The 16,146-nt window shown below is 67.2% G+C and carries 19 protein-coding genes; 17 read left to right on the forward strand and 2 right to left on the reverse strand.

Annotated features, from left to right (window positions below):
- Positions 1-178 precede the first annotated feature (178 nt).
- From MF607_RS03805 to MF607_RS03815, 3 genes are read left to right on the forward strand one after another with little or no spacing between them, the layout of a single operon-like run.
- The gene (locus MF607_RS03805) at positions 179-3,349 is read left to right on the forward strand and encodes an intermembrane phospholipid transport YdbH family protein (protein WP_242116120.1); all 3,171 of its coding nucleotides are present in this window, start codon (positions 179-181) and stop codon (positions 3,347-3,349) included.
- Positions 3,350-3,363: 14 nt separating this feature from the next.
- Entirely contained in the window at positions 3,364-3,540 is a 177-nt protein-coding gene (locus MF607_RS03810; RefSeq protein WP_242116447.1) for a YnbE family lipoprotein, read from the forward strand.
- A 2-nt stretch (positions 3,541-3,542) separates the two neighbouring features.
- A complete protein-coding gene (locus MF607_RS03815; protein ID WP_242116121.1) occupies positions 3,543-3,926 on the forward strand; it encodes a YdbL family probable chaperone protein in 384 nt (127 codons plus the stop codon).
- A gap of 140 nt (positions 3,927-4,066) precedes the next feature.
- Here the strand turns inward: MF607_RS03815 and MF607_RS22650 are convergent, their stop codons facing one another.
- Positions 4,067-4,195 carry a hypothetical protein gene (locus MF607_RS22650; RefSeq protein WP_268795262.1) on the reverse strand — a complete coding sequence of 43 codons (129 nt, stop codon included), beginning with the start codon at positions 4,193-4,195 and terminating at the stop codon, positions 4,067-4,069.
- Positions 4,196-4,395: 200 nt separating this feature from the next.
- On the opposite strand from MF607_RS22650, the gene MF607_RS03820 reads away from it, so the two are divergent.
- From MF607_RS03820 to MF607_RS03875, 12 genes are all read left to right on the forward strand, one after another.
- On the forward strand, positions 4,396-4,716 hold the full coding sequence (locus MF607_RS03820) for an AtpZ/AtpI family protein (protein ID WP_242116122.1): 321 nt from the start codon (positions 4,396-4,398) through the stop codon (positions 4,714-4,716).
- A 37-nt stretch (positions 4,717-4,753) separates the two neighbouring features.
- The gene (locus MF607_RS03825; protein WP_242116123.1) at positions 4,754-5,539 is read left to right on the forward strand and encodes a F0F1 ATP synthase subunit A; all 786 of its coding nucleotides are present in this window, start codon (positions 4,754-4,756) and stop codon (positions 5,537-5,539) included.
- Between the two features lie 40 nt (positions 5,540-5,579).
- A complete protein-coding gene (locus tag MF607_RS03830) occupies positions 5,580-5,807 on the forward strand; it encodes a F0F1 ATP synthase subunit C (protein ID WP_055998526.1) in 228 nt (75 codons plus the stop codon).
- A gap of 109 nt (positions 5,808-5,916) precedes the next feature.
- Complete coding sequence (locus MF607_RS03835; RefSeq protein ID WP_242116124.1) at positions 5,917-6,408, forward strand: F0F1 ATP synthase subunit B family protein; 492 nt, start codon at positions 5,917-5,919, stop codon at positions 6,406-6,408.
- Complete coding sequence (locus MF607_RS03840) at positions 6,401-7,033, forward strand: F0F1 ATP synthase subunit B family protein (protein ID WP_242116125.1); 633 nt, start codon at positions 6,401-6,403, stop codon at positions 7,031-7,033. Before MF607_RS03835 ends, MF607_RS03840 begins: the two co-directional genes overlap by 8 nt.
- Positions 7,034-7,157: 124 nt before the next feature.
- On the forward strand, positions 7,158-7,478 hold the full coding sequence (locus MF607_RS03845) for a DMT family transporter (protein ID WP_242116126.1): 321 nt from the start codon (positions 7,158-7,160) through the stop codon (positions 7,476-7,478).
- A 429-nt stretch (positions 7,479-7,907) separates the two neighbouring features.
- Complete coding sequence (locus MF607_RS03850) at positions 7,908-8,783, forward strand: alpha/beta hydrolase (RefSeq protein WP_242116448.1); 876 nt, start codon at positions 7,908-7,910, stop codon at positions 8,781-8,783.
- A gap of 378 nt (positions 8,784-9,161) precedes the next feature.
- A complete protein-coding gene (locus tag MF607_RS03855) occupies positions 9,162-9,461 on the forward strand; it encodes a hypothetical protein (RefSeq protein WP_242116127.1) in 300 nt (99 codons plus the stop codon).
- A gap of 1 nt (position 9,462) precedes the next feature.
- Complete coding sequence (locus MF607_RS03860; protein ID WP_242116128.1) at positions 9,463-10,452, forward strand: oxidoreductase; 990 nt, start codon at positions 9,463-9,465, stop codon at positions 10,450-10,452.
- Positions 10,453-10,504: 52 nt separating this feature from the next.
- Positions 10,505-11,596, forward strand: coding sequence for a GGDEF domain-containing protein (locus tag MF607_RS03865; RefSeq protein ID WP_242116129.1), 1,092 nt, complete (start codon positions 10,505-10,507; stop codon positions 11,594-11,596).
- 39 nt (positions 11,597-11,635) lie between these two features.
- Complete coding sequence (gene uvrC / locus MF607_RS03870) at positions 11,636-13,567, forward strand: excinuclease ABC subunit UvrC (RefSeq protein ID WP_242116130.1); 1,932 nt, start codon at positions 11,636-11,638, stop codon at positions 13,565-13,567.
- Positions 13,545-13,751, forward strand: coding sequence for a type II toxin-antitoxin system CcdA family antitoxin (locus MF607_RS03875; protein WP_242116131.1), 207 nt, complete (start codon positions 13,545-13,547; stop codon positions 13,749-13,751). The genes uvrC and MF607_RS03875 overlap by 23 nt, the downstream gene beginning before the upstream one ends.
- A 9-nt stretch (positions 13,752-13,760) precedes the next feature.
- On the opposite strand, the gene MF607_RS03880 is transcribed toward MF607_RS03875, so the two are convergent.
- A complete protein-coding gene (locus tag MF607_RS03880) occupies positions 13,761-13,931 on the reverse strand; it encodes a hypothetical protein (RefSeq protein ID WP_242116132.1) in 171 nt (56 codons plus the stop codon).
- A gap of 237 nt (positions 13,932-14,168) precedes the next feature.
- Here MF607_RS03880 and MF607_RS03885 point away from each other — a divergent pair, with 237 nt between their 5' ends.
- The gene (locus MF607_RS03885; RefSeq protein WP_242116133.1) at positions 14,169-15,122 is read left to right on the forward strand and encodes a polysaccharide deacetylase family protein; all 954 of its coding nucleotides are present in this window, start codon (positions 14,169-14,171) and stop codon (positions 15,120-15,122) included.
- Positions 15,119-16,030, forward strand: coding sequence for a GNAT family N-acetyltransferase (locus tag MF607_RS03890; RefSeq protein ID WP_242116134.1), 912 nt, complete (start codon positions 15,119-15,121; stop codon positions 16,028-16,030). Before MF607_RS03885 ends, MF607_RS03890 begins: the two co-directional genes overlap by 4 nt.
- The last annotated feature ends 116 nt before the right edge of the window (positions 16,031-16,146 follow it).

Genomic DNA, 16,146 nt, shown 5'->3' on the forward strand with positions numbered 1-16,146 from the left:
TCGTCGCTCCTCCAAATGCTCGATACGAACCATATATGGTTCATATGCTCCGGGGTCAAACCGGACCATTCGCTACGTGTAACCTTCGCCAACTTCCGTTGCGCAGCCGGAACCGTTTCGCGCCTCTCGCGCTTGACCCGGGCGGGCCGAACCGCGACGAACGGAACGAAGCAGCGGAGTGGGTGTTCTGGACGACGACGACGATCGAGCGCAACGGGCCGAAGCGTCGCCGCGCCGCGCCGGTCGCAAGCGGCGTCGCTTCGCGCGGGTGCTGCTGGTCGTCTGCCTGATCGTCCTCGCGCTGGCGGCTTTGCTCTGGACCCAGCGCCGCTCGATCGCCGACGATATCGTCCGCCGCGAGCTCGAACGTCGTGGCGTCACCGCCCGCTATCGCGTCGCCGAAATCGGCTTTGGCCGCCAGCGGTTGGTCGACGTCGTCCTCGGCGATCCCAACGCGCCCGACCTGATCGCCGACTGGATCGAGGTTGATACCAGGGTCGAGCTGAACGGCGCGCAGGTCACCGGTGCGCGGGTAGGGCAGGCCCGCCTGCGCGCAACGCTGCGCCCCGATGGGTCCGTCTCGTTCGGGCAGATCGACCGTCTGCTCCCGCCGCCCTCGGGCAAGCCCTTCGCGCTCCCTGATTTTACCGTCGCGGTCGATGACGGGCGCATCCGCCTCGCCACGCCTTACGGCCTGATCGGCGCGAAGCTCGCCGGGCGCGGCAACCTCGCCAACGGTTTCGTGGGGCAGTTGGCGGCGGTATCCGAACGGCTGTCGCTGAACGGCTGCGGCATCGATCGCTTGGCGCTCAACGTCTCGCTCCGCACCGCTACCGCCGGGCCGTTGCTGACCGGCCCGGTCCGCGCCCGGCAGGCTGGCTGTGGCGACGTCCGCTTGCGGTCGCCGGTCGTCCGCCTCGACGCGCGGCTGGGGCCTGGCTTCGACCGTTGGCAGGGTCGGGCGGGCGTCAGCGCAGAAGCGGTCGACGCCCCGCAGACCCGCGTCGCCGACCTGTCAGGCACGATCGGCTTCAACGGCACTGCCAAGGGCACGCGCGGGACACTCGACCTCGCCTCGGGCCAGTTCGACCTGCCGCAACTGGACGGGGCAGGGCTGTCGATCGCCGGCCGCTACGAGGTCGGCGGCGTCCCGGCTTTTGAAGGGCGCCTCGGTGCACGCGGCGCGCGGCTGAACGATGAACTGATCCGCCGCATCGAAGCGACAGGGCGCGTGGCCGACGGCCTGCCGGTCGCGCCCTTGTTGCAGGCCGCGACGCGCGCGGCGGGGCAGGCGGCACGCCGCTTCGACCTGTCGGCGGAGGTTGCCGCCCGTCCGCTTGCGGCACGAATCGATCGGCTGGCCTTCATTGCCGCCAACGGTGCCCGCGCGACGTTGCGCGACGGACCGGTGCGCTGGGTTTCGGGCAAGGGGGCGACGCTCGACGGAACGCTGGCGATGGGCGGCGGCGGACTGCCGGTGGCGAGCATCCGCCTGTCGCATGCCGGACCCGGCGCGCCGGTTACCGGTACCGCCATCGTCCAGCCCTATGCTGCGGGCGATGCGCGCCTCGCTTTGGCTCCGATCCGTTTCCGCACGGCCGGCAACGGCGCGACCCGGATCGAGACGCGCGCCGAACTCAGCGGCCCGCTCGGCGACGGTCGCGTCGAACGGCTTGCGCTGCCGATCGATGCGCGCTGGGACGGGGGCGGGCGGCTGACCGTCAATGCGGAATGCGTGCCGGTCGGCTTGGATCGGCTGCGCGTGTCGGCGCTGAACCTCGACGCCACTCGCCTGCGGCTATGCCCACGGGAAGGTGCGATGCTGCGGGTGGCAAATGGTCGGATCGGTGGTGGCGTCGGCATCGGTGCGACCCGCTTGCAGGGGCGGCTCGGCGGCACCCCGGTGACGCTCGCAGCGGCGGGCGGGCGCTTCGGTCTGGGCGAGATGTCCTTCGCGCTCGATGGGGTGAAGACCCGGCTCGGCAGCCCCGACCGGGTCAGCGTCCTCGATGTCGGTACGCTCACCGGCCGCGTTGCGAACGGCACCGTTATCGGCCGCTTCGACCGCGGTGAGGGGCAGATCGGCAACGTCCCCCTACTGATTCGCGACGCATCGGGTGGCTGGAAGCTGGCGGGCGGTGTGCTGTCGCTCGACGGCGATGTCGGTGTCCGCGACGCTGCGCCCGAGCCGCGTTTCGAACCGCTGCGCAGCGATGATTTCCGTCTGACGCTGAACGGCAACGACATTCGTGCCGGCGGGACACTGAAACACCCGACCAAGGGCGTGAAGGTCAGCGACGTGACGATCGTCCACGACCTTGCCACCGGGCGTGGCGACGCCGTCCTCGACGTGCCCGGCATCGCATTCGGCGACTCGTTCCAGCCCAACGAACTCACCCGCCTGACCTTCGGCGTGATCGCCGATGTGAAGGGCAGCGTGTCGGGCCGCGGCGATATCGCATGGAGTCCCGAAGGCGTCACCAGCACCGGAACGTTCCGCACCGCCGGCACCGATCTCGCCGCCGCCTTCGGCCCGGTCACCGGCCTGTCGGGCGAGATCCGCTTCACCGACCTGCTGGGGCTGGTCAGTGCGCCGGGGCAGGTGGCGACGATCGCCGAGGTCAATCCAGGGATCGCCGTCACCGATGGCGTCGTCCGCTATCGCCTGATCGAGGGGCAGCGGGTGCAGATCGAGGGTGGGCGCTGGCCGTTGGGCGGTGGCGAGATGATCCTCGAACCGACCATCCTCGATTTCGCCGAAGATCAGGAACGCCGCATGACCTTCCGCGTGAAGGGGGTCGATGGCGGGCTGTTCCTGCAGCAATTCGCGTTCGACAATCTCAACGCTTCCGGCACGTTCGACGGCGTGCTGCCGATGATCTTCGATGCCAATGGCGGCCGGATCGAGGGGGGCAGGCTGCAATCGCGGGGAAGCGGCAACCTGTCCTATGTCGGCGAAGTGTCAAAGGAGGATGTCGGCTTCTGGGGCAATCTGGCGTTTCAGGCGCTGAAGTCGATGAACTATCGTGGCCTGACGATCGAGATGGACGGACCGATCGCCGGCGAGATGGTGACCGCGATCCGCTTCTCCGGGGTCAGCCAGGGGCAGGGGACGTACAGCAATTTCCTGATCCGCCGGCTGGCGCGGCTGCCCTTTGTCTTCAACGTGCGGATCAAGGCCCCCTTCCGCCAGCTGATCGATTCGGTGCAGAACTATTACGATCCGAAGCGGTTGATCGAACGCAATCTGCCGGCATTGCAGGCCGAACAGCGCCGCCGCGAACAGGGCTTGCCGCCTGCGCCGCTCGATACCACCATTCAGCCTTCCGAAAGCGAGACCGTGCCATGACGCGAACCGTGACGATGCTGCGATCCCTGACGATTGGCGCCGCTTCCTGCGCGGCGGCCGGGTGCGTGAACGTCTCCGCGCCCGACAAGCCGATCGTCATCAACTTGAACATCAACATCACGCAGGAAGTGGTGTACCGTCTCGACGGAGAAGCGAAGACGCTGATCCAGGACAATCCGGGGATATTCTGACCATGCATGCTTTCGTGAAATACGGCCTTGCCGCAGCCGCCATCGTCGCGGTCGCCGGGATTGCCGGCACCGTATGGGCCCAGCGCGACCCGGCCTATCAGGCCGCCCGCGCCGCCGGACAGGTTGGCGAGCAGCCCGACGGCTATCTGGGCGTCGTGGGCGCGGGCACGCCCGAGCTTCGTGCGCTCGTCGCGAACATCAATATCCAGCGCAAGGCGGCGTATACGCGCGGTGCGCAAGCGGGCGCGACGGTCGAACAATTCGCGTTCGTATCGGGTTGCAACCTGATCGCGCAGACCAAGCCGGGCGAGAAGTACAAGACACCGGGCGGCCAGTGGGAAACGCGCGGCAGCGGCGCTCCGGAGCGCGATCCGCGCTGCTTGTGAGGGCACTGTGTTGAAACCGCAGTGTACGGATGTTATATCAGGCATGCGACTTCAGCAGAGTATCGCTTCCTTGAACCCCGGTCATGCCAGTGGCCGGGGTTCTTTGCATTCGGGGACCGGGCGAACCCGGCCCCCTCCCGTCATTTCGAACGGGCTACCTCGATGATTTTCAGCACTAAGGTAGTGAATGCCACCATCAGCGTGCCAGCGCCGATGATGATCGTTGCGACTTCAGGGGTCAGAGTAATCACCCCCTTTCTGACCGACATGCCGGTCGTCGGTTGGCTAGCATCGGCTCACTCCGCCTACAAACGGCTTGCGTCCGTCATCCTCCGTTCATCGTCCGGAAAGCTTTCGGCGCGAACGCTATGGTTGACTCGAAACCGTCACCTTCCTAAAGCGCGCCTGCCTTGGCGGGCTCGCCATCCGGCGGATTCCGGCCCGGCCTGTGCAGGTCCAGGGAGGAAGCATGGCGGAGAACGAGCCCGGACTAGACCCCTTGCCCGAAGACGCCCGGATCACCTCGCTCGACGCGCGGCTGAACCAGGCGAAGAAGGACGAGGCGATCCGGACCGGTCAGGCGCGCGACGAAGCGGGGGAAAAAAACTACCGCCTCGGCAATCGCGTGCTGGCCGAACTGATCGGTGGAATGGTCGGGGGGGCAGTGATCGGGGGAACCCTCGACTATCTGCTCGGCACCTCGCCTTGGCTTCTGCTCGTGTTGCTGACCCTCGGGATAGTCAGCGCGTTCAGGAATATCATCAGGATTTCGAACCGGCGTCCGGACTGAAAGTTTCGGGCGCCTTGGCATATCGGGGCGAAGCGACGTGGCGCAGGCAGGCAAGATCGATCCGATGCACCAGTTCGAGGTGCAGACGATCTTCAACATTCCCCTTGGCGATCACGTCCTGCCGTTCACCAATTCGGCACTCTGGATGATCGTCGCGGCGGTCGCGTTGTTCGTGTTCATGATCGGCGGCATGAAGCAGCAGCAGGTGCCCGGTCGCTGGCAGATGGCGGTCGAGGGCTTCACCGGCTTCATCGACAAGCTTTTGGCCGCGAATATCGGGCATGAAGGGCGCAAGTATCTGCCCTATGTCTTCTCGCTGTTCATGTTCATCCTGTTCGCGAACGTCGTCGGGCTGCTGCCCTTCGGGCTGGTCGGGCTGCACCCGTTCACCGTTACCAGTCACTTCACCGTGACCGGCGTCCTCGCCATCGCCAGCTTCTCGATCGTGCTGATCGTTGGCCTGTTCAAGCACGGCCTGCGCTTCTTCAGCCTGTTCGCGCCGAAGGGCACGCCGATCCCGGTGCTGCTGCTGGTCGCGCCGATCGAGTTCGTGTCGTTCATGGTCCGCCCGTTCAGCCTCGCGCTGCGACTGTTCGTCGCGATGACCGCAGGCCATATCCTACTCAAGGTGCTGGCGGGCTTCATCATCAATTCGAGCGCCGCCGGTGCGGGCATCGGCGTGCTGGTCAGCGTGCCGAGCTTCGCGCTGATGGTCGGCGTGTCGGCCCTCGAAATGCTGGTCGCCGGCGTGCAGGCCTATGTCTTCGCGCTGCTGACCTCGCTCTACATCAACGATGCCGTGCACCTGCACGACCATCACTGATCCCAACCCAAACAAAGATTTTTCCAAGGGAGTTTTCGACATGGAAGCAGACGCCATCAAGTTCCTCGGCGCCGGTCTGGCCGCCATCGGTGCCGGCCTCGCGGCACTCGGCGTGGGCAACGTCTTCGCCGCTTTCCTGCAGGGCGCACTGCGCAACCCGTCGGCCGCTGCCAGCCAGCAGGGCAACATGTTCATCGGCTTCGCGGCCGCCGAACTTCTGGGCCTGCTGGCGTTCGTCGTCGCAGTGCTGCTGATCTTCGTCGCGTAACTGCGTGACGCCCGGCGCGGGGTTTGCCCGCGCCGGAACTCCGGCCCCTTACGGGCCGGTTTCGGCCGGGCGATGGCGCCCGGTCGACCAGACCAATACGGGACGTTTCATGCCGCAAATCGAGCAGCTCGCCGCGACCTGGGGGTCGCAGGTCTTCTGGCTGGTGCTGACCTTCGGCATCGTGTTCCTCGTCGTCGGCCTCGGCATGGTGCCGAAGGTGCAGGGCACCGTCGACAAGCGCGACCAGTGCATCGCCGCCGATCTGGCTGCCGCCGATCAGGCGCGCAGCGCAGCCGACGCGACCGAAGCGGCATGGCGTGCCCGCGAAAATGCCAGCCGTGAGGCTGCGCAGAAGCTGCTGGCCGAAGCGCGCGCCAAGGGCGCCGCCGCCGCCGCCGAAAGGCTGGCCGCCGCCAATGCCGATGTGCAGGCGCGCGTTGCCCGGGCCGAAGCGGATATCGCCGCCCAGCGTGGTGCGGCGATGGCACAAGTCGAACAGGTCGCTGCCGAAGCGGCCCAGGCGATCGTCGCCCGCGTGTCGGGCGTGCAGGTCAGCGAACAGGACGCGCAGGGCGCGGTGAAGGCGGTGCTGCATGGCTAATTCCGAAGCGGCTGCGCATGTCAGCCCGACGCTGAACGAAGCGATCCACGAAGAAGGTGTGCCGAGGACCGGCGCGGACGCGGTCGAGAGCGAGCACGGCAGCACCACCGCCGCCAACCATCCCGATCCGACCGCACTGGGCCTCGACGGCACGGCATGGGTCAGCGCGGCGATGCTGCTGTTCCTGATCGTGCTGGTCGTCAAGGGCGTGCCGGCGGTGATTTGCCGGCTGCTCGACGGGCAGATCGCGACGATCCGCACCCGTCTGGACGAGGCACGCAAGCTGCGCGCCGAGGCCGAGGCGCTGCGCGACGAATATACCGCGAAGATCGCCGGGATCGAGGCGCAGGCCGCCGAGATGGTCGCCCATGCCGAAGCCGAGGCGCAGGGGCTGCTGGCCAAGGCCGAAGCCGATGCCGCCGACCTGACCCAGCGTCGTGCCAAGATGGCGACCGACAAGATCGCCGCTGCCGAGCGTGCCGCCATCGCCGAGGTCCGCGCGACCGCCGCCGATGCCGCAGCCAAGGCAGCGACCGCGCTGATTTCGACGCATCTGTCGGGCGAGGCCGATCGCGCGCTGATCGACCGGACGATTGCCGGTCTGGATGGCAACCGGCTGAACTGATACAATTTACTATCATAGGAACGCCGCCCTGCCGATTTGGTGGGGCGGCGTTTCGCGTTTGGGGTGGCGCCTCTTTCGGGTTTCCGGCGCGCCCTCCCTTCATCGAGCCCGCAGGGAGAACGCCATGGCATGGGCCATATTGGCGGTTGCGGTCGTGTGTGAGATCGTGTGGGCGCTCAGCCTGAAATGGGCGGCGGGGCAGGGCACGCTGGCCGCCTCCGCCGTGCCGATCACATTGTCGTTCGTGAACATGGGGTTGCTGGCGCTGGCGATGCGCGGCATTCCGGCGGGAACCGCCTATGCGGTGTGGACCGGGCTGGGCGCGGTCGGCGTCATCATCGGTGGCGCCATGCTGTTCGGGGAGCGGATCGCCCCGATGCAGGCGGGGTTCATGGTGCTGATCGTGGTGGGTGTGGTCGGCACGAAACTGTTCGCGCAAGGGTGAAGGCGGCCAGCGGAAGTTGACGAAGGTTGCACATTTGCAACCTTGTGACGGACGGGGTTTCGGCGATTCCAGCGAACGCGCATATCGTAGCCGGGCTGTTGCCTGTAGGACAGTGCGGATATTTAGCGTTCTTTCACAACGGCTTGCAGCGGGTTCCGAACAGCCGGGTGGAACGGACCGATCGATCGACTTCCCGAGTGGCAGGGCCGCGCGGCGCGTAGATGCGGCGAAGTTGACACCGAGGTGCGGAGAGGGCGTCGAGGCGCGACGGCTCGGGCTAACGTTAACGCTAACAGAATCGTTGGACAAGCGCGGCGCTGCCCGGAATACTCGCCTGATAACAAAGGGAGAGGACCCGTCATGCAAGCAAAGAACCACGCGCGGCTGCGCCGGTTGGCGACGATCATCGGTACGGCGTTGACCGTCACCATGTCGCCGGCACTGGCGCAGAGCGACAAGATGGAGCCGATCGCGATTCCGGCGCAGCCGGACGCGATCCCGCTCAAGACCGGCACACTGCCCGACGCCAAGGCGCGCGAGGCGTGGCACCAGCAATATGGCAGCGTGTTCGCGCGCAACGTCACCGATGCGACGCTGACGCCGTTCCTGCCCGATCCGGCCAAGGCCAATGGCACGGCGGTGATCGTCGCGCCGGGTGGCGGGTTCCGTACGCTGTCGATGCAGAATGAGGGCTGGGACGTCGCCAAGGCGCTGGCGGCGCGGGGCGTCGCGGCGTTCGTGTTGAAATACCGGCTGAACCAGACGCCGGCCGACATGGCGGGGTTCGAGAAATCGATGACCGCGATGTTCTCCGCCACCGCGCAACGCCCGCCGCGACCCGCCCCGGCCGCCGCCGCGACTGCGCTGGCACCGCAGATCGCCGACGCCAATGCCGCCTTCGCACTGGTCCGCTCGCGCGCGAACGAGTGGAAGGTCGATCCCAACCGGATCGGCATGATCGGTTTTTCGGCCGGCGCGATGCTGACCATGGCGACGACGCTGTCGTCGAATGCGGCGAAGCCCGCGTTCATCGGCGACATTTACGGTCCACTCGCCGCATCGAGCGTGCCCGCCGACGCCCCGCCGCTGTTCGTCGCGCTGGCGGCCGACGACCCGTTCTTTGCCAATGGCGGGTTCGGGCTGATCGAGTCGTGGAAGGCGGCGAAACGGCCGGTCGAATTCCACCTGTACGAACAGGGCGGGCACGGCTTCGGCATGTATCAGAAGACGACGACCAGCACCGGATGGTTCGATGCGTTCGCGAAGTGGATGGAGATGCATGGTTGGATGAAGCGGGCGGGGTGAGGCGCGAGGGGACCAAAGTGTTCCTTCGGGGGCGCTTTGGTCGGCTGAAGAAGCAGCTGCACCCCGGATCAAGTCGAAACCTCTGCGAAAGTCGCTCAGTCGCCTGAAAACTGCCGTACCCCGGCGAAGGCCGGGGTCCAGTTGGGAAGGCTTCCCCGCACCTTACCGACGTCCCCCAACTGGGCCCCGGCCTTCGCCGGGGTACGAAGAGGGACTTTCGCCGACGTTTCGATCAAGCCCCGGGTAACGCGGCCTGGGGGCATCCAAGGTAGTTCCTCTTCGGGCATGGTTGGCGATACATCGAACCCACCCGCTTGGCGGCGGCAGGGTCGGGCGCTAAGCCGTTGTTCGGGCGCGCATGCCCATGGAGGGATTGCCATGAAATTCCTGATTACCGCCGCGTTGATCGCCATGCCGATCACGGCGTCGGCACAAACGGCACCGGCCGCGCCGGCCCCCGCCGCCGCGAAGCTGACCATCGACAGCAGCATCGAAAGCATCGCCGCCAACCCCAAGGGCAAGGCGATCCTCGACGCGACCTTTCCCGGCATGCTCGCGCACGAATCCTATGCGATGTTCAAGGGGATGAGCCTGAAGCAGGTCCAGCCCTATGCCAATGGCCGGATCACCGACGAACAGGTGGCGAAGGTCGCCGCCGAACTGGCGAAGATCGGCTGACATGGTGCGTGTCGGCCTGATCGGATTCGGCCTTGCCGGTGCGTCGTTCCACGCGCCGCTGATCGCGACGGTCGAGGGGATGGAGTTGGCGGCGATCGCGACGTCGCGGCCGACCGACCGGTTTCCGGCGGCGACGCGCCATGCCGATCCGCAGGCGCTGATCGACGATGACAGCATCGACCTGGTGGTGATCGCCACCCCGAACGACAGCCATGCGCCGCTGGCGCAGGCGGCGCTGGCGGCGGGGCGGCACGTCGTGGTCGACAAGCCGCTGGCGATCGATGACGAGGATGCCGTCGCGCTGGTGCAGCTGGCGCGTGGGGCGGGGCGGTTGCTGAGCGTATTCCACAATCGCCGCTGGGACAGCGATTTCCTGACGGTCGAGCGGCTGCTGCGCGACGATGCGCTGGGCGAGGTTATGCTGGCCGAGTTCCGCTGGGACCGGTTCCGCCCGGCGATCAAGCCTGGCTGGCGCGAGGAAGGCGGCCCGGGCAGCGGGCTGCTCAACGATCTGGGGCCGCACATGATCGATCAGGCGATCCGCCTGTTCGGCATGCCGGATGCGGTGGCGGGCGACGTGACCCAGCAGCGCCCCGCCGCCGGGGTCGATGATTATTTCGAGATCGTGCTGCGCTATGGCGCGCGGCGGGTGACGATCGGTTCGGCGTCGCTGGTCGCCGCGCCCCGCCCGCGCTTCGCGTTGCACGGGACCAAAGGCAGCTTCGTCAAATACGGCATCGACCCGCAGGAGGCGGTGCTGCGCGCGGGCGGTATGCCCGGCGACAGCGGCTATGGCATCGAGCCCGAGGCGCAATGGGGCGTGCTGACCGATGGCGAGGGCGCGGCCCGGCCGGTGCGGTCGGAGGCGGGCGATTGGCGCGGTTATTACCGGGCGATGCGCGACGCGATCCGGGGCGAGGGTGCGGTGCCGGTCGATCCGGTCGATGCGGTACGCGGGCTGCGGATCATCGCCGCGGCGCGGGCGGGATGAAAATACAGCCCGTTATCGGCTGTTAACGCCTGTCCGGTACGTATCGTCGGGCATGTTCGACCATCCCGACCTGGCGACGCTGCGCCAATGCAGCATCCTGTGCAGCGCCGCCTATACCGTGGTGTTCTTCTTCATGGCCGGGCGGCGGGCATGGTATCTATATTGGGGATGGGGCGCGTGCAGCTATTGCGCGTCGCTGATCCTCGCCGCGCTGGTCGGCGAACCATTTCCCGTCTGGACGCAAATGGTGACGGACGGGGTGTTGGCGTTCTCGATGGCGCTGGTACTGGCCGGCGTCCGGCGGTTCGACGGGGTCCGCGGTTTCGTGCCATGGATGTGGGGTGTTGTCGCGGCCACCGCGATCATGCCGAGTGCGGCGGTGGCCGCGTTGGGGCGGGGACCCGCTGCGTCGGCCTGCTGGTCGTTGACGATGGCCTGCTGCTCCTTCGTCCTCGCCGTGCCGCTGCTGCTCGGCCGCACGAACGACGGTAGCACCCGACCGCGCCGCATCGCCGGCTGCCTGCTGATGCTGTATGTCCCGGTCTATCTGACCGTCGCCGGCTGCCAGATGTTCGCGCCGCAGGCGGCGGCGACGCTGGAGGGGGTGCCGTTCCTTGCCGATCAGCTGCTGTTCGGCGCGGCCAATCTGGCGCTGCTGTGGATACCCGCGTCGCATTCGGAGCATCGGTTGCGGCAAATGGCGCTGCGCGATCCGCTGACCGGGGTGTGGAACCGCGCGGCGCTGGCGGCGAGCGAGGCCGAACTGTTGGTGCCCGGACGGGTGGCGCTGCTGGTCGATGTCGACCGGTTCAAGGCGATCAACGACCGCCATGGCCATGGCGTGGGCGATCGGGTGCTGGTGGCGATCGCCACCGCCCTGCAACATAGTGTCGGCGGCGATTTCGTCGCGCGGCTGGGCGGAGATGAATTCCTCGTCATCGCCAGCGCCGACGATCCCGCGACGATCATCGACCGGATACGCGGCCACTCTGGTGGCGACGAGGCGGAGTTGCCGGCATGGACGGTCAGCATCGGTGCGGCGCGGATCGAAGCCGGCGACCGGTCGATCGACGACGTCATCCAGCGTGCCGACCAGTTGATGTACCGCGCCAAGGATCGGGGCCGCACGCCGGTCGCCGCATGACGCTGGCGTTCGCTCGCCGCACTTCCTAAATCGGCGGCGATGTCGGAAACACCCAACGCGCCCAATCGCTTTAACGAGGACAAGGCCAGCTTCACCGTGCGCGGATCGGACGCGCCGGATATCGATGCCGGGATCGCCGCGATCCGCAACGTGCTGGCGACGCTGCCGGTGCGGCCGGGCGTGTATCGGATGCAGGATGCGCGCGGCGAGGTGCTGTATGTCGGCAAGGCGCGCGCGCTGAAGAACCGCGTCGCCAACTATACGCAGGTGTCGCGCCTGACCAAGCGGTTGCAGCGGATGGTCGCCCAGACGCGGTCGATGACGATCGTCACGACCAATAACGAGGCGGAGGCGCTGCTGCTCGAAGCGCAGCTCATCAAGCGCTATCGCCCGCCCTACAATGTGCTGCTGCGCGACGATAAGTCGTTTCCGTTCATCCTGTTGCGGGCGGATCATGACTTTCCGCGCATCCAGAAGCATCGCGGCGCGCGACGGGCGAAGGGCAATTATTACGGTCCGTTCGCGTCCGCCGGATCGGTGACGCAGACGCTGAACGCGTTGCAGAAGCTGTTTTTGCTGCGATCGTGCACCGACGGTTTCTTCAAGACGCGCGACCGGCCGTGCCTGCTGTACCAGATCAAGCGTTGTTCGGCGCCGTGCGTCGGGCGGATCGATCAGGCGGCCTATGCCGAGCTGATCTCCGACGCGAAGGACTTCCTTGCCGGCAAGTCGACCAAGGTGCAGGCGAAGCTGGGCGTGCAGATGCAGGCGGCGGCCGAGGCGATGGACTTCGAACTGGCGGCGGTGCTGCGCGACCGATTGAAGGCGCTGACCTTCATCCAGGGTAGCCAAGCGATCAATGCCGATGGCGTCGGCGATGCCGATGTGTTCGCCATGGCATGTCTGGAGGGGGTGATCGGCATCCAGGCCTTCTTCATCCGCGGCGGGCAGAATTGGGGGCATCGCAGCTTCTTCCCGGCGCATACTAATGACGTGCCCGAGGATGAGGTGCTGTCGGCCTTCCTGATGCAATTCTATGAAGAGGTGCCGCCGCCGCGCAACGTCTTCGTCGACCGCGAACTGGCCGAAGGGGAGGTGCTGGCCGAGGCGATGGCGGAGCGGGCCGGGTTCAAGGTCGCGCTGTCGGTGCCGCAGCGCGGCGTGCGGCGGCGGCTGCTCGATCAGGCGAAGCGCAATGCCGAGGAGGCGCTGCAACGGCGCAACGCGGAATCGACGACGCAGGCGCGGCTGCTGCGTGAGGTGGCCGAACTGTTCGAACTGGAAGGGCCGCCCGACCGGATCGAGGTCTATGACAACAGCCATATCCAGGGGACCAATGCGCTGGGGGCGATGGTCGTCGCCGGGCCGGAGGGGTTCCGCAAGGGCCAGTATCGCAAGTTCAACATCAAGCAGGCGCAGACCAACGACGACTTCGCGATGATGAAGGAGGTGCTGACCCGCCGCTTCGCCCGCGCACAGGAGGAGAATCCCGATCGCGAGACCGATCGCGACGGCAATGGCTGGCCCGACCTCGTGCTGATCGACGGCGGCAAGGGGCAGTTGAGCGCGGCCAAGGCGGTGTTGGAGGATCTGGGCATCGAGGATGTGTGCATGGTCGGCGTGGCGAAGGGGCCGCATCATGGCCGTGACGGGCGCGAGGTATTCCACCTGATGGACGGGCGCGAACTGACGCTGCCGGTCAATTCGCCGGTGCTGTTCTATCTCCAGCGGCTGCGCGACGAGGTGCACCGTTTCGTGATCGGCGCGCATCGCGACAAACGGTCGAAGGCGATCGGCGCCAGCCCGCTCGACGAGGTGCCGGGCATCGGTCCGGCGCGCAAGAAGGCGTTGCTGATGCATTTCGGCACGGCGCGGGCGGTGCGCAATGCCAGCCTAGCGGATCTGCAAAAGGCACCGGGGGTCAGCAAGGCGATGGCGCAGGGGGTCTATGACTATTTCCACGCCCGCTGAGCCGGTCGCGCTCGACGCGGCGCTGCTGGCGCGCGCAGGGGCGGCGGGGGTGGATGTCGTTGCGACCTGCCACGCGGCGCTGGCGCGGGCGATCGAGGAAGCGGCGCTGGCGACGCAGCGCGCCGAGAGCGCGGCGGCGATCGCCGAATGGAATGACTGGGCGGGGTCGCCGCCGACCGGCTAGCGGGACTCGTTACGCCATGGCGCGTTGCAGGAAGCTGCGGATCGCCAGCCAGCGCTGTGCCTCGCCCCGGTCGCCGCGGCACAGCGCGCCGGCGGTCCGGGCGGCGGCGACGTGCAACGCGTTGCGGCCGTGCTGCGCGACGAGGAAGATCGCGTCGGTCCGGTCGATATCGTCGCTCATTATGCCTCCGATATGGTTTAAATTCGGCCGCGTAACGGCCTGGCCGGCAATCCTGTTCCAGGGCATTTGCCGAAGAAAGCGATCCAATAGCGGGACTTGCATGATGCGCGCAGGCAATATCCGCGCCGAACTGCGGAGAAGGATGGTTAACGCATGCTTGGTCCTCAGCGTACCGAACTTGCCGGGCGAGCGCGATCGCTTCACCGCTTCTTTACGCGAAACGGGCAGGACAGCAGCATGACGACCCCCGTCTTCCTGACGATCGATACGGAATTGATGTGGCGGCATCACGCCGCCGGCCTGCCGGCCGATCGGGTCGTGCAGCGCTCGCTCGAACCCGCCGGGGTCGGGGTGACGTGGCAGCTCGAACGCCTGCGCGTCTATGGATTGAAGGCGTGCTTCTTCGTCGATCCGCTGCCTGCGCGGCTGTACGGCATGGCGGCGATCGCGCCGACCGTGGAGGCGATATTGGCGGCGGGGCAGGAGGTGCAGCTGCATCTCCACCCCAATTGGGCGCGGGCGACGCTGGACGATCGCGGCCGAGCGCATGTGTTCGAACTGGTCGATCTGTCGCGGCAGGAGCAGCAGGACCTGTTGGGCGAGGCGCGCGACCTGCTGCGGGCGGCCGGCGCGCCCGATCCGGTCGCGTTTCGCGCCGGGAGCTATAGCGCCAACGACGTGACGCTCGACGCGCTGGCTTCGCTCGGCTTCGCCTATGACAGCAGCCACAACGGCGCGCACCATCCATGGCCGAGCATGATCGCGCTGTCGCCGGACGCGATCGCGCCGGTCGCACATCGCGGGCTGATCGAGGTGCCGGTGACGACGATCGCGACGCCCGGCGGCGGGCGGCGGCATTTCCAGATTTGCGCGCTGTCGACAGCCGAAATGCGCGCGGCGCTGCTCCATGCCGCTGCGCACAACCACGCGGCGGTGACGATCGTCAGCCATGGCTTCGAACTCGCCAATCGGAGCGGCACGCGCGCGAACCGCATCCATGTCCGCCGGTTCGAGGCACTGTGCCGTACGCTCGCCGCGCAGGCCGATCGCCTGCCGACGACGCATTTCCGCGATCGTCCGGCATTGCGGCTGGGACAGGACGACCGGCCGCTGCCGGCCAGTGCGCTGCGGACGCGGTGGCGGCAGGCCGAACAGCTCTGGTCGAACTGGATCGAGGAGCGCGCCGCGTGACGCAGGTCCAGCCCTGGCCGATCAGGTTCCAGATTGGCGCGCGGACGCTGTTTTCGGTGCGGCGGCGGCTGGTGCGCGTGCCGATGGAGTTGCACGACGTGCTGGCGGGGGAGGTGCCGGTGCTGCCGCCCTTGCCCAAGGGGGCGGATGGCTGGTCGGTGACCTCGCTGCCCGAGCCGCTGACGCCGGCGGTCGTGGCGGCGGCGGGGATCGTGTTCGTGCGGCAGCGCTATACGCGCTATCACACCGACCTGACGATCGGCTTCGATGCGTGGTTCGCGGGCCTGTCGGGCAATGCGCGGTCCTCGCTCAAGCGCAAGCGCAAGAAGCTGGCCGAGGTGAACGAAGGCGCTCTTGACGTCCGCACCTATCGCACCGCGCAGGAATTGGCCGAGTTTCATGGCCTTGCGCGTCGCGTGGCCGAGCGGACCTATCAGGAAAAGCTGATGGGGGCGGGACTGCCGGCCGACGTACCGTTCCGCGCGGTGATGCAGGGCAAGGGCGCGCGCGGCGAGGCGTTCGGTTGGCTGTTGTTCGTCGGCGGGTCGCCGATCGCCTATCTCTACTGCCCGATGACCGGCGGCGATGTGCGGTACGACTATGTCGGGCATGATCCGAGCTGGGGCGAATGGTCGCCGGGCAGCGTGCTGCACATGGAGGCCTTCCGCACGCTGTTCGCCGAGCCGACGGCGCTGCGGTTCGATTTCACCGAGGGCGAGGGGCAGCATAAGCGGCAGTTCGCTACGGGCGGGACGGCGTGCGTCGATCTGCTGTTGTTGCGCGACAGTCGGGCCAATCGGGCGGTGGTAAGGGCGTTGCAGGCGTTTGACGGCGTGATCGAGCGGGTGAAGCGGGCGCGGGACTGGCCGGTGGTTGGGAGCGTTGTGGCTCGGGTACGGCGGGGATAGCCGGCATCGAATTACGAATTGGACATTTTTTCCTCCTCCGGCGAATTCGTCAGCAAGCCTCACCTTCTGGATTCAGGCAAATTCGAACCTATACGGGGCATTTCGAGTGCGATGAC

This window comes from Sphingomonas lacusdianchii (assembly GCF_022664395.1).
GTDB lineage: Bacteria > Pseudomonadota > Alphaproteobacteria > Sphingomonadales > Sphingomonadaceae > Sphingomonas > Sphingomonas lacusdianchii.

Coding starts and splice junctions, on each gene's coding strand:
- MF607_RS03810 (WP_242116447.1), top strand. CDS start 3,364: ATGCTGCGATCCCTGACGATTGGCGCCGCTTCCTGCGCGGCGGCCGGG.
- MF607_RS03815 (WP_242116121.1), top strand. CDS start 3,543: ATGCATGCTTTCGTGAAATACGGCCTTGCCGCAGCCGCCATCGTCGCG.
- MF607_RS22650 (WP_268795262.1), bottom strand. CDS start 4,195: ATGTCGGTCAGAAAGGGGGTGATTACTCTGACCCCTGAAGTCGCAACG.
- MF607_RS03820 (WP_242116122.1), top strand. CDS start 4,396: ATGGCGGAGAACGAGCCCGGACTAGACCCCTTGCCCGAAGACGCCCGG.
- MF607_RS03830 (WP_055998526.1), top strand. CDS start 5,580: ATGGAAGCAGACGCCATCAAGTTCCTCGGCGCCGGTCTGGCCGCCATC.
- MF607_RS03835 (WP_242116124.1), top strand. CDS start 5,917: ATGCCGCAAATCGAGCAGCTCGCCGCGACCTGGGGGTCGCAGGTCTTC.
- MF607_RS03840 (WP_242116125.1), top strand. CDS start 6,401: ATGGCTAATTCCGAAGCGGCTGCGCATGTCAGCCCGACGCTGAACGAA.
- MF607_RS03845 (WP_242116126.1), top strand. CDS start 7,158: ATGGCATGGGCCATATTGGCGGTTGCGGTCGTGTGTGAGATCGTGTGG.
- MF607_RS03850 (WP_242116448.1), top strand. CDS start 7,908: ATGTCGCCGGCACTGGCGCAGAGCGACAAGATGGAGCCGATCGCGATT.
- MF607_RS03855 (WP_242116127.1), top strand. CDS start 9,162: ATGAAATTCCTGATTACCGCCGCGTTGATCGCCATGCCGATCACGGCG.
- MF607_RS03860 (WP_242116128.1), top strand. CDS start 9,463: ATGGTGCGTGTCGGCCTGATCGGATTCGGCCTTGCCGGTGCGTCGTTC.
- MF607_RS03865 (WP_242116129.1), top strand. CDS start 10,505: ATGTTCGACCATCCCGACCTGGCGACGCTGCGCCAATGCAGCATCCTG.
- uvrC (WP_242116130.1), top strand. CDS start 11,636: ATGTCGGAAACACCCAACGCGCCCAATCGCTTTAACGAGGACAAGGCC.
- MF607_RS03875 (WP_242116131.1), top strand. CDS start 13,545: ATGACTATTTCCACGCCCGCTGAGCCGGTCGCGCTCGACGCGGCGCTG.
- MF607_RS03880 (WP_242116132.1), bottom strand. CDS start 13,931: ATGAGCGACGATATCGACCGGACCGACGCGATCTTCCTCGTCGCGCAG.
- MF607_RS03885 (WP_242116133.1), top strand. CDS start 14,169: ATGACGACCCCCGTCTTCCTGACGATCGATACGGAATTGATGTGGCGG.